Origin of the sequence: Microbacterium sp. 13-71-7, from assembly GCF_002257455.1 — a bacterium.
Taxonomy (GTDB): Bacteria; Actinomycetota; Actinomycetes; order Actinomycetales; family Microbacteriaceae; genus Microbacterium.
The window spans coordinates 1-11,386 of the sequence record NZ_NCKN01000133.1; the positions used below are offsets into that span (position 1 = coordinate 1).

An 11,386-nucleotide genomic window follows, 5' to 3' on the forward strand; every position below is an offset into this window, starting at 1 on the left:
AGTAGATGCGCCGCTCGCCCGGGGCCTTCTGCGGGGCGGATCCCTCCATCGGCAGCCCGCTGGTGTGATCGAGCAGGTTCAGCACGGTCGAGCCCGCGGGCCCCGCCGGCTCGTCCAGATCCACGAGCCCGCGCTCGACCGCGACGAGCGCGCCCCACGCGGTCAGCGGCTTCGTCACGGAGGCCAGCGGCAGCACGGCCAGCGGATCGCCCTGCACCGCGCGCGTCGCGTCCGAGTCGGTGACCCCGACGAGAGCCGTGTGCGGGAAGCCGTCGGTCGCGGCGAAGGTCGTCGTCTCCACGGATCCATCGTCCCACGCCCCCCGCCGCTCCCCGCTCCCCACTCCGCTGCCCCGCGCGCTCGGCGAGAAACCAGATCCTGCATGAGACACCACGACGGACGGGGTGTTTCGTGCAGGATCTGGTTTCTCGCGAGGTCGAGGGCCGGCACGCGGCGCCCGCAGCCTTCGCGCATCGCAGCGAGGGATCTGTATGCTGACCGCTCGACCGAGCACGAGCGAGACGAGGATCTTTTGAGCAGCGATCACCTCCCGCGGGGAGTCCGTCCGGCGACGCCGGCCGACCTGGACGAGATGACTCGGATCCTCACCTCGGCCTTCTTGGACGACCCAGTCTGGGGGCCTTCGTTCCCCGACCGTGCGACGCGTCCGCAGGTGGCCGGTGCGTACTGGCGGTTCATGGTCGGGGAGGCGCTGCGCTTCTCCGAATCACGGGTGCTCGACATCGCGCGCGATGATGAGGACGGACCCGCAGAAGCAGGCGAGCGCGGAACTCTTCGCGCGGTCTCCGTCTGGTACCCGCCGGGTGAGGACGAGATCTCGGCGGAGGCCCACCCCGCCTACGACGCCCTGGTCGGCGACCTGCTCGACACGGAGGCCGCCGCCGCATTGGAGCGGGCCGGCGCGCAGTTCGCAGAGGCTCGACCGAGCGAGCCGCACGCCTACCTGACCCTGCTCGGCGTGGCCCCCGAGGCGCGCGGCGGCGGGTACGGCATGGGGCTGCTCCGGGCGGCGCTCGCCCGCTACGACGAGGCGGGGATCCCCACCTACCTGGAGTCGTCGAACCCGGCGAACGACGTGCGCTACGAGAGGCTCGGGTACCGCCCGCACGCCGTCGTGGAGCTCGCCGGCGGCGCGCGTGTGCAGACCTATTGGCGGGACCCGCGGGCCGCGAGCTGACGCGCCGCCCGGCTCCGCTCGGCGGGGCGGATCGTGGTTTCAGCAGTCACAGGTGATGGCGTCCAGCGGTGCGGTCAGCGGGTCCTTGGCGCGGACGACCGGGCCGTGGTCGTTCTCGACGGGGTAGCCTTCGCGGGCCCAGTACTCGAACCCGCCGATCATCTCCCTGACCCGGTACCCGAGCTTTGCGAACTCGAGCGCGGCACGGGTCGAGCCGTTGCACCCCGGCCCCCAGCAGTACGTCACGACGGGCAGATCCGTCGGGATCTCCTCGCTCGCGCGTGCGGCGATCTGCGCGGTCGGCATGTGGACCGCCCCGACGATCCGGCCCTGGGCCCACGCGCTCTCGCCGCGGGAGTCGACCAGCACGAAGCGGGCGCCGCCCTCCTGGTCGGCATGCACGTCGGAAGCGTCGGTCTCGAAAGCGAGCTTGCCGGAGAAATGAGCGATGAGGAGGTCCGTCGAAGCGGCGGTTGTTGTCATGGCCGAAACGATATTCACGGCCGGAGGCGATATGAAGGGCTGTTCCGCGGCATCCGGGAGGGATCGGCCGCGATCTCGTGGCAGTCTTGGCGCATGACCGCGAATCTCCCTTTTGAACCCGACAAGGTCGACAGGGCCATCCTGGCGGCGTTGCAGACCAACGGGCGGCAGAGCATCGCGGATCTGGCCCGGCACATCAACATGAGCCACAGTGCCGCCGCGGAGCGGGTGCGCCGGCTCGAGGAGTCCGGCGTGATCAGCGGCTACGGAGCCCGGATCGATCCCGAACGACTCGGATTCACGATCCTGGCCTATCTCCGACTGCGCTACCCGAGCAGCGTCTACGAGCCGCTGCACCAGCTCCTCGCCGACACCCCAGAGGTCACCGAGGCCCACCACGTCACCGGAGACGACTGCTTCATCATGAAGGTCGTCACCACGAGCATGAAGCACCTGGAACAGGTCAGCGGCCGGATCGGCGCACTCGGCAGCGTCACGACCAGCGTCGTCTACTCCTCCCCGCTCCCGGCGCGCCCCTTGCTGCCGCCGAGCTGACGAAGGACCGCCGTCGACGGCATCGCCGCCGGCGGCATCGCAGTGCGCGCCGGTCGCCGAGGGGGGCCTCGACGCCGACCGACAGAATGTCGGTGAAACTGCCGAAACGCATGCTGCGCGGGCACACGGCGGGAGCGGCGTGCATGTGACGATTGCCCTGAACGCGCCCGCACCCCCTTTCGCCGCAGAGCACGCCTCGAAACGAGGGGGATGACGGAGCGCTCGATCCACCCACGGAAGCATGAGGACCAGATGACGCTGCGAGATGAGCTCGACCTGCTGCGCGATGCCGATGAGCGTGCACAGCGATACATCGAGGGGATCGGCTCGCGTCCCGTGTTCCCCGCGGCGGAGTCGATCGACGCCCTGGCCGCCTTCGACGAGCCTCTGCCCGAGGAAGGGCACGATGCGGCTTCGACGGTGGCGCTCCTGGATGAGGTCGGTTCTGCCGCCGCCGTCGAGTCGAACGGCGCCCGGTACTTCGGCTTCGTCACCGGTGCGACGCTCCCCGTCGCCGCCGCGGCCGACCGCATCGCCCTGGCGTGGGACAACAGCGCCTCCGATCCGTCCGGCACTCCCGGGGTGGGCGCGATCGAGCAGACCGCCGCGGACTGGGTGCTGGAGATCCTCGACCTGCCCCGCGATGCCGCGGTGGGCTTCACGACGAGTTCGGGGTCTGGAACCGTCGTCGCCCTCGCCACGGCGCGAAAGACGCTCCTCGCCAGGCAGGGCTGGGACTTCGACCGCCTCGGTGCGGAGGGGGCCCCGAGAGTGCGCATCGTGGCGAGCGAACTCGCCCATGTGGTCGTGCGGAAGGCCGTCCGGGTGCTCGGCTTCGGCCTGGACCGGGTCGAATGGGTGCCGACCGACGAGTACGGGAGGATCCGGAACGATCAGGTTCCGGAGCTGGACGGCTCGACCATCCTCATCCTGCAGGCCGGCGAGGTGAACACGGGTGAGTTCGACGATTTCGACGCGCTCATCGCGCGTGCGGAAGCCGCGGGCGCCTGGGTGCACGTCGACGGGGCGTTCGGGCTGTGGGCGCGCGCCACGAAGCACAAGGCCTTCACGGCCGGGATCGAGCGCGCCGACTCCTGGGCGGTCGACGGGCACAAGTGGCTGAACACGCCGTACGACAGCGCCATGCTGATCGTGCGCGACCGTCAGGCCCTGGCTTCCACGATGTTCGCCGGGGCCGTCTATGCGCCGACCACCGACGACGCGCAGGAGAACCTCACCCTGGAGTTCTCCCGCCGCGGCCGCGGCGTTCCGGTGTGGGCCGCGCTTCGCACTCTCGGCCGTTCGGGTGTGGCCTCGCTCGTCGAGGGGTCCATGGAGCTCGCGAGCGCCGCCGCGGAGGGACTGCGTGCGGCCGGGTTCGACGTCCTGAACCGCGTCGTCCTCAACCAGGTGCTCGTCGCGGCGGAGGACGACGCGACGACCGAGCGCATCGTCGCCGCGGCGCAGGCCAGCGGGAGGACGTGGTTCGGTTCGACCACGTGGCGAGGCAGGAGGGCGTTCCGCATCTCGGTGTCGTCCTGGCGGACCACCCGGACCGAGATCGACGACCTCGTGGCACTGCTCTCCGAACTGCGCGCCGGATCGGCAGCGACGGAATAGGACGCGTTGGGGCGCCGAGTGCACGGGAAGCTGTCGAGCGCACGGCGTGTTCGCGCGAACTTCCGGTGCACTCGGCACGATGCCGTGCACTCGGCGAGCCGTGCCCTCGGCACGAAGCCGTGCGCTCGGCGAGCCGTGCGCGTCGGCGGCCGCGGCCGCGTCGGAACATCGACCGGACTTCGGATCCGGATGTCACACATCCGCCGCGGCCGGTGTCTCCATGTTCGAAGGCGCGAGAACCGTGCCGCAGAAGGAGCAGATCATGACGACTCAGGCCCGCATCCCCGCGACCGAGGTGACCGGACTGTACGGCGCCGTGGTGAAGTTCGCCACGAAGAAGATGTTCGGCCGGGTGCCCGACTCGATCGGGGTGCTCTGGCACCACCGCCCGGTGTTCACGGACATGATGAACTTCGGCCGCAAGACCGAGAAGTGGCACGAGCTCGACAAGAGCCTGTCGACGCTGGCGACGATGACCGCGGCCGCGACCGTCGGGTGCAGCTTCTGCCTCGACCTGCACTACTTCATGGCCCACGACCACGGGCTCGATGAGGAGAAGGCCCGCGAGGTGCCGATCTGGCGCGAGTCCACCCGGTTCACGCACCGGGAGCGTCTCGTGATGGAGTACGCCGAAGCGATGAGCCTGACGCCGCCCGCGGTCACCGACGAGCTCTCCGACGCACTGCTCGCCGAGCTGGGCGCCCCGGCTCTCCTCGAGCTCGCCGCGAAGGTCGGCTACCTCAACGCGACGGCCCGATCCAACATCGCGCTGGGGATCCACTCCGACGGCTTCGCGGACGCCTGCGGGCTGGCGCCGCTGGCGACGCGGGGCGAGACCCGCGTAACGTCGCCGGCATGAGCGACCTGAGCCGGCCGGCGACCGAGGATCCGTTCGTCACGCACCGCGGCCTGTTGTTCACGGTCGCGTACGAGATGCTCGGATCCGCGGCCGACGCCGAGGACGTGCTGCAGGAATCGTGGCTGCGCTGGTCCGCCGAGGACCGCGGCGACGTGCTCGACCCGCGCGCCTATCTGGTGCGGATCGTCACGCGGCAGGCGCTCAATCAACTGCGGACGGCCTCGCGCCGGCGGGAGGAGTACGTCGGCCCGTGGCTGCCGGAGCCGTTGCGCACCACGCAGGACGTCGCGGACGACGTGGTGCTCGCCGAGAGCGTCTCGCTCGCGATGCTGACCGTGCTCGAGACCCTCGGACCGACGGAGCGGGCCGTGTTCGTCCTGCGCGAGGTGTTCGACGTCCCGTTCGACGAGATCGCCGAGGCGGTGGGCAAGACGTCCGCGGCGGTGCGGCAGATCGCGCACCGCGCCCGCGACCACGTCGCCGCCCGCCGTCCGCGCATCGCGGTGGACGCCTCGGAGCACGACCGCGTCGTGGAGCGCTTCATCGCGGTCATGAACTCGGGCGACGTGCAGTCGCTCATGGATGTGCTCGCACCCGACGTGGTGTCGGTGACCGACAGCGGCGGGCTCGTCCGGCACGCCGCCCGGCGGCCGCTGCACGGTGCCGAGCGCGTCGTGGCGTTCCTGCAGGGCAGCATCGCGAAGCTCGACACGGCGTTCGCGGTGGTGCCGCTGCGCGTCAACGGCATGCTCGGCGCCGGCATCCAGATCGGCGGCGCACTGCTCGCCGCCGTGAGCTTCGCCGTCGAGGACGGTCGCATCACGCGGGTGTTCTCGGTCGCCAATCCGGAGAAACTCTCCGGACTCGACGCCGAGGCGCCGCTCGCCCGCTGACCCGTCGCGCTACTCGGCGGATCCGTGGTACTCGGGATCCCAGCCCGATGCGCAAAGCGCGGCCCCCGAGAAGGGAACCGCGCTTCGGCGATGGGTTCGCTCAGGCGCCCTTCAGGCGCTCCGAGAGGTAGGCGTCGAGCTCGGCCAGCGGCACGCGCTCCTGCGCCATGGTGTCGCGGTCGCGCACGGTCACGGCGTCGTCGTCGAGCGAGTCGAAGTCGATCGTGACGCAGAACGGGGTGCCGATCTCGTCCTGGCGGCGGTAACGTCGCCCGATCGCGCCGGCGTCGTCGAAGTCGATCGCCCAGTGACCGCGGAGCCTGTCGGCGACCTCGCGGGCGAGCGGCGAGAGGCGCTCGTTGCGCGAGAGCGGCAGCACCGCGACCTTGACCGGGGCGAGGCGCGGGTCGAGCTTCAGCACGGTGCGCACGTCGGTGCCGCCCTTGGCGTTCGGCACCTCCTCCTCGACGTAGGCGTCCACGAGGAACGCCATCATCGAGCGGGTGAGGCCGAACGAGGGCTCGATCACGTACGGGATGTACTTCTCGCCCGAGGCCTGGTCGAAGTAGCTGAGCGACGAGCCGGAGGCCTCGCTGTGGCTGGACAGGTCGTAGTCGGTGCGGTTCGCGACGCCCATGAGCTCGCCCCACTCCTTGCCGGTGAAGCCGAATCGGTACTCGACGTCGATCGTGCCGGCCGAGTAGTGCGCGCGGTCCTCCTCGGGCACGTCGAACTGGCGCATGTTCTCCGGGTTGATCCCGAGGTCGATGAACCAGTCCCAGCACTCCTTCACCCAGTGCTCGAACCACTCCTGCGCCTCGGCGGGCGGCACGAAGTACTCGATCTCCATCTGCTCGAACTCGCGGGTGCGGAAGATGAAGTTGCCGGGGGTGATCTCGTTGCGGAACGCCTTGCCGACCTGGCCGATGCCGAACGGCGGCTTCTTGCGGCTCGCGGTGAGCACGTTCGAGAAGTTCACGAAGATGCCCTGCGCGGTCTCGGGGCGCAGGAAGTACACGCCAGACTCGTCGTCGACCACGCCGAGGTAGGTCTTCACCAGGCCGGAGAACGCCTTCGGCTCGGTGTACTGGCCCTTCGTGCCGCAGTTCGGGCAGGGCACGTCGGCGAGGCCGTTCTCGGCGGGGCGGCCCTTGCGGGCCTCGAAGTCCTCGATGAGGGTGTCGGCGCGGAACCGCTTGTGGCACTGCAGGCACTCGACGAGCGGATCCGTGAAGGTCGCGACGTGACCGGACGCCTCCCACACACGCTTGGGCAGGATGATCGACGAGTCGAGGCCGACCATGTCGCCGCGGCCGCGCACGAAGGTCTGCCACCACTGCCGCCGGATGTTCTCCTTGAGCTCGGTGCCGAGGGGGCCGTAGTCCCAGGCCGAGCGGGAACCGCCGTAGATCTCACCCGCTTGGAAGACGAACCCGCGGTGGCGGGCGAGGGCGATGACCTTGTCAAGACGGGACTGTTCGGCCACGGTGGCTCCAATGGTCGCGATGATGCGGGGAATGCGCACGAAGAGGCGCGCAACAATCCTATCGGTGCCCTCCGGGGCGTGAGAGGGCACCGAGGCCTCCACGCGCTCGACCGACGTCGGAGGCCGGTGGCACCATGGCTCCCATGGAACAGCGAGTGAGCTTCATCACCCTGGCCGTCGCGGACGTCGCACGCAGCAGGGCCTTCTACGTCGACGGTCTCGGCTGGCAGCCGATCTTCGAAGCGGACGAGGTCCTGATGCTCCCCGTCGCGGAACGGATGATCCTCTCGCTGTGGAGCGTGGAGGGGTTCACTGCGGAGATCGGCGCACCGCCCGCGCCCGGCGTCGCTCCGCTCACGCTGGCACACAACGTGGCGACCGACGCCGAGGTCGATGCGGTGCTCGCCGAGGCGGCCGCGCTGGGCGCTCCCGTCACCCCCGCCCTGCGCCGCGAATGGGGCGGCTATTCGGGCTACTTCGCCGACCCCGACGGGTTCCGCTGGGAGATCGCGATGAACCCCGGCGGCACCGGGGCGTTCGTGCTCGCGCCCCGGGGCTGACGCCGCCGGATCCCCGGCCTGCGGCGGTGCGGCTTACCCTGGAATGATGAGCACCGCACAGGAAGCCCGCCCGCACGGCGATCGCGACACCCGGTTCTTCGGGCAGCCGTGGGCACTCGCCCACCTGTTCGGGGTCGAGATGTGGGAGCGGTTCAGCTTCTACGGCATGCAGGGCATCCTGCTCATCTACCTGTACTACTCCGTCACCGACGGAGGACTCGGGCTCGACAAGGGCATCGCGGGCGGCATCGTCGGCGCCTACGGCGGATCCGTCTACCTGGCGACGATCCTCGGCGCCTGGGTCGCGGACCGGATCCTCGGATCCGAGCGCACCCTGTTCTTCAGCGCGATCGTGATCATGGCGGGACACATCGCCCTCGCCCTGCTGCCGGGCGTCGTCGGCGTCGGTGTCGGCCTGGTGCTCGTCGCGATCGGATCCGGCGGGCTCAAGGCCAACGCGACCTCCGTGGTCGGCACCCTCTACTCGGCCGAGGACCCGCGGCGCGACGCCGGGTTCTCGCTGTTCTACCTGGGGATCAACCTCGGCGGCTTCTTCGGACCGATCCTCACCGGGCTGCTGCAGTCGACCCTGGGCTTCCACTTCGGCTTCGGCCTCGCCGCGATCGGCATGGCCGCCGGCCTGACGCAGTACTCGTTCGGGCGCCGCGGGCTGCCTGCCGATGCGCACCGCATCGCGAACCCGCTCCCGCGGAACCGCTACGCGACGGCGGCCGTCATCGCGATCGCCGGGATCCTGATCCTCGTCGCGCTCGTGCTGACCGGCGTGATCACGGCGGCCAACCTCGCCACGGTCGTGATCATCGCGGCCACGGTCGCCGCGATCGCCTACTTCGCGGTGATCCTCACGAGCCGCCGCATCGACGCGACCGAGCGCTCGCGGGTGTGGGGCTTCCTGCCGCTGTTCATCACGAGCGTCGCCTTCTGGTCGCTGTACCAGCAGCAGTTCACGGTCCTGACCGTGTACTCGGACGAGCGGCTGAACCGCGACCTGTTCGGCTGGGAGATGCCGGTCTCATGGGTGCAGTCGATCAACCCGGTCTTCATCATCGTGCTGTCCGGGGTGTTCGCAGCGATCTGGACGAAGCTCGGCGCCCGTCAGCCCTCCACGCCGGTGAAGTTCGCGCTCGGTGCGATCATCATGGGCGCGGCGTTCCTGCTGTTCCTGCCATTCGCCGGCGGCGGCCCGAACTCCACACCGCTGCTGGCGATCATCGGGATCCTGTTCGTGTTCACGGTCGCCGAGCTGCTGCTGTCGCCGATCGGACTGTCCGCGGCGACGAAGCTCGCCCCGACCGCGTTCCACACGCAGATGGTGGCGCTGTTCTTCCTGTCCGTCTCGCTCGGCACCGCGATCTCGGGCTGGCTCGTGCAGTTCTACGACCCGCACAACGAGGTCCCGTACTTCTCGATCCTCGGCGCGATCGCGATCGTCGTGGGCATCGGCCTGCTCCTGTCGGTCAAGCCCGTGCTCACGCTGATGAAGGGCGTGCGCTGACCGCGTCGTGACGCGGGGGCTGCCTTGTTCGGGCAGCCCCGTCCCGGCGAGAGCGTCTCGGGATCAGGCCCGCGCGGCGACGCTCTCGTCCAGGTAGGTGCCGGCGGCGAGCTGCTCCACGAGCGGGCGCGCGGTCGGGGTCCAGCCGAGCTCGGCACGCGCTTTGGCCCCCGAGGCCTGCTCGTCGAGGAGGAGCGCATCGGCGAACGCCTCGCCGAGTCGGGCGCGCGTCTGCGCGACGCTCTCGGCGCGGACGCCCTCTGCGACCTCGGATCCGGCCGCGATCGCCTCACCGAGCTCGCGGACGGTCGGGTTCTGCCCGGAGGCGCCGATGTAGGTCTCCCCGGCCCGTCCGCTCTCGAGCGCGAGCACGTACAGCGCGGCGAGGTCGTCGACGTCGACCGTGGTCCAGTGCTGGTTGCCGTCGCCGATCAGGAGCACTCCCCCGTCGGTCGCATCGGTGAGGATCCGCACCAGACCGCCGCCGCGGCCGTAGACCGTGGCGGGCGCGACGACCGTGCCGCGGATCCCGGAGGCGCCGAGCACCTTCGCCTCCCCCGCGCCGCGCCAGGCGGTGAGGGCCGGCCGGTCGAGCGGAGTCTGCTCCGTGATGTCGCTCGCCGTGCCGTAGCTCCAGATCCCGCCGGTGTGCACGAACGGCTTGCCCGTGCCCTCGAGCGCACCGAGCACGGCGGCGATGAATGCGGCGTCGCCCTCCGGCGTCGAGGCCGTGTGGATGACGCCGTCCGCCGCGGCGGCGGCCTCCGCCACGCGCGCGGAATCCGCGACGTCGCCGATGACGGCGGTCGCCCCGGCGGCCTCCACGGCGCCCGCCTTCGCCGCATCGCGGACGAGGGCGGTCACGGTGTGGCCCTCTGCGAGCAGCCGGTCGAGGACGGAAGTGCCGATGTAGCCGGTCGCGCCGGTGAGAAGAACCTTCATGTCTTTCGCGAACGCCGCACCCGCGCGCGGATATTCCCGGATCCGGGTCCGCCGCGGGCGGTCAGCCGTCCGCGCGCCGGAGGGCTGAGGCGTCCACCTCGCGTATCGCCGCGAGCCCGGCGAGCCCGAGCGTGACGTCGAGCTCGGCGAGCACGTTGCGGATGACCTCGCGCACGCCCGCCTCTCCGGCGATCCCGAGTCCGTACGCGTAGGGGCGGCCCAGTGCCACCGTGGTCGCGCCGAGGGCGAGCGCGATGAACGCGTCGGCCCCGCCGCGCACACCGGAGTCGAAGACCACAGGGACGCGTCCGGCGACCCGTTCCACGATCGCCGGCAGCACCTCCAGCGTCGGCACGGACTGGTCGATCTGGCGGCCGCCGTGGTTCGACACCCACACGCCGTCGAGCCCCGCATCGACCGCGCGCTCGGCGTCCTCGGGATGCACGATGCCCTTGAGGATCAGCGGGAGCGAGGTCCACGTCCGCGCCTTCGCCAGGTCGTCCCAGGTGAGGGCCGGGGTGGAGAAGACGTCGAGGAAGGTCTCGACCGCCAGCCGGGGCAGCGGCGATCGCAGGTTCCCGCGCAGGCTCGGCGATCCGGTGACCGCGGCGCCGTGGCGCGCGATCGAGATCCCCGCGGCGATCGTCTTCGGGGTGACCCGCACCGGGGATCCGCCGGTCGAGGATCCCGCCCTCGCCCGGACGAGCTCTCGGAACACCGGATCCGACGTGTACTGCGCGATGCCCATGCCCCGCGTGAAAGGCAGGTAGCCGAGATCGAGATCGCGCGTGCGCCAGCCCAGCAGATGCGTGTCGAGGGTGATCACGATCGCCTCGGCGCCGGCGGCCTCGGCGCGGCGCAGCAGCGAGGCGTTGAGCTCGTCGGAGGCCGACCAGTACAGCTGGAACAGCCGTGCACCGCCGGGCGCCGACGCCGCGACGCGCTCCATCGGTACCGAGGCCTGGTTCGACAGCACGTACGGCACGCCCATCGCGGCGGCCGCGCGGGCGACGGCCAGATCGGCATCGGGGTGCGCGAGCTCCATGACCCCGAGCGGGGCGAGCAGCAGCGGGGTGGGCCGGTCGACGCCGAGGAAGCGCGTGCCGAGGTCTCGCGCGGAGACGTCCCGCAGCGGACGCGGCCACACCTGCCAGCGCTCGAACGCCGCACGGTTCGCGGCGACCGTGCGCTCGGCGCCGGCGCCGCCGGCGATGTAGGCGAAAGCCTCCGGGCTGAGCGCGGCACGGGCGGCCTCCTCGAGCGCCGCCGGCTGG

At 70.9% G+C, this 11,386-nt stretch carries 12 protein-coding genes; 7 read left to right on the forward strand and 5 right to left on the reverse strand.

Features of this window, described 5'->3' with window-relative positions; genetic code table 11:
• Nucleotides 1-301: serine hydrolase domain-containing protein (locus B7X32_RS13100; protein WP_292720299.1), on the reverse strand; the 301-nt coding region annotated here is incomplete at its 3' end.
• A 372-nt stretch (nt 302-673) separates the two neighbouring features.
• Between B7X32_RS13100 and B7X32_RS13105 the strand changes: the two genes are divergently transcribed.
• The gene (locus B7X32_RS13105) at nt 674-1,198 is read left to right on the forward strand and encodes a GNAT family N-acetyltransferase (RefSeq protein ID WP_292720301.1); all 525 of its coding nucleotides are present in this window, start codon (nt 674-676) and stop codon (nt 1,196-1,198) included.
• 39 nt (nt 1,199-1,237) lie between these two features.
• Here B7X32_RS13105 and B7X32_RS13110 read toward each other — a convergent pair whose 3' ends face one another.
• Nucleotides 1,238-1,681 carry a rhodanese-like domain-containing protein gene (locus tag B7X32_RS13110; protein ID WP_292720303.1) on the reverse strand — a complete coding sequence of 148 codons (444 nt, stop codon included), beginning with the start codon at nt 1,679-1,681 and terminating at the stop codon, nt 1,238-1,240.
• 93 nt (nt 1,682-1,774) lie between these two features.
• Here B7X32_RS13110 and B7X32_RS13115 point away from each other — a divergent pair, with 93 nt between their 5' ends.
• The 4 genes from B7X32_RS13115 (at nt 1,775) to B7X32_RS13130 (ending at nt 5,608) form a co-directional block, all read left to right on the forward strand.
• Nucleotides 1,775-2,236: an Lrp/AsnC family transcriptional regulator gene (locus B7X32_RS13115; protein ID WP_292720306.1), complete on the forward strand. Its 462-nt coding sequence runs from the start codon at nt 1,775-1,777 to the stop codon at nt 2,234-2,236.
• A gap of 252 nt (nt 2,237-2,488) precedes the next feature.
• Nucleotides 2,489-3,856, forward strand: coding sequence for an aminotransferase class V-fold PLP-dependent enzyme (locus B7X32_RS13120; protein WP_292720308.1), 1,368 nt, complete (start codon nt 2,489-2,491; stop codon nt 3,854-3,856).
• A 262-nt stretch (nt 3,857-4,118) separates the two neighbouring features.
• Entirely contained in the window at nt 4,119-4,715 is a 597-nt protein-coding gene (locus B7X32_RS13125; RefSeq protein WP_292720310.1) for a carboxymuconolactone decarboxylase family protein, read from the forward strand.
• A complete protein-coding gene (locus B7X32_RS13130) occupies nt 4,712-5,608 on the forward strand; it encodes an RNA polymerase sigma-70 factor (RefSeq protein WP_292720312.1) in 897 nt (298 codons plus the stop codon). Before B7X32_RS13125 ends, B7X32_RS13130 begins: the two co-directional genes overlap by 4 nt.
• A gap of 100 nt (nt 5,609-5,708) precedes the next feature.
• Here the strand turns inward: B7X32_RS13130 and B7X32_RS13135 are convergent, their stop codons facing one another.
• Nucleotides 5,709-7,094, reverse strand: a complete 1,386-nt coding sequence (locus B7X32_RS13135) for a glycine--tRNA ligase (protein ID WP_292720315.1) — start codon at nt 7,092-7,094, stop codon at nt 5,709-5,711.
• Between the two features lie 143 nt (nt 7,095-7,237).
• Here B7X32_RS13135 and B7X32_RS13140 point away from each other — a divergent pair, with 143 nt between their 5' ends.
• Entirely contained in the window at nt 7,238-7,654 is a 417-nt protein-coding gene (locus B7X32_RS13140) for a VOC family protein (RefSeq protein WP_292720318.1), read from the forward strand.
• A gap of 46 nt (nt 7,655-7,700) precedes the next feature.
• Complete coding sequence (locus B7X32_RS13145) at nt 7,701-9,170, forward strand: peptide MFS transporter (RefSeq protein WP_292720320.1); 1,470 nt, start codon at nt 7,701-7,703, stop codon at nt 9,168-9,170.
• 63 nt (nt 9,171-9,233) lie between these two features.
• Here B7X32_RS13145 and B7X32_RS13150 read toward each other — a convergent pair whose 3' ends face one another.
• On the reverse strand, nt 9,234-10,112 hold the full coding sequence (locus B7X32_RS13150) for an NAD-dependent epimerase/dehydratase family protein (RefSeq protein ID WP_292720324.1): 879 nt from the start codon (nt 10,110-10,112) through the stop codon (nt 9,234-9,236).
• A 61-nt stretch (nt 10,113-10,173) separates the two neighbouring features.
• Nucleotides 10,174-11,386: alpha-hydroxy-acid oxidizing protein (locus tag B7X32_RS13155; RefSeq protein ID WP_292720327.1), on the reverse strand; the 1,213-nt coding region annotated here is incomplete at its 5' end.

Excerpts from the sequence above, each read along its gene's own strand:
- B7X32_RS13110 (WP_292720303.1), bottom strand. The coding sequence starts at position 1,681 with ATGACAACAACCGCCGCTTCGACGGACCTCCTCATCGCTCATTTCTCC.
- B7X32_RS13115 (WP_292720306.1), top strand. The coding sequence starts at position 1,775 with ATGACCGCGAATCTCCCTTTTGAACCCGACAAGGTCGACAGGGCCATC.
- B7X32_RS13145 (WP_292720320.1), top strand. The coding sequence starts at position 7,701 with ATGAGCACCGCACAGGAAGCCCGCCCGCACGGCGATCGCGACACCCGG.
- B7X32_RS13120 (WP_292720308.1), top strand. The coding sequence starts at position 2,489 with ATGACGCTGCGAGATGAGCTCGACCTGCTGCGCGATGCCGATGAGCGT.
- B7X32_RS13140 (WP_292720318.1), top strand. The coding sequence starts at position 7,238 with ATGGAACAGCGAGTGAGCTTCATCACCCTGGCCGTCGCGGACGTCGCA.
- B7X32_RS13150 (WP_292720324.1), bottom strand. The coding sequence starts at position 10,112 with ATGAAGGTTCTTCTCACCGGCGCGACCGGCTACATCGGCACTTCCGTC.
- B7X32_RS13130 (WP_292720312.1), top strand. The coding sequence starts at position 4,712 with ATGAGCGACCTGAGCCGGCCGGCGACCGAGGATCCGTTCGTCACGCAC.
- B7X32_RS13125 (WP_292720310.1), top strand. The coding sequence starts at position 4,119 with ATGACGACTCAGGCCCGCATCCCCGCGACCGAGGTGACCGGACTGTAC.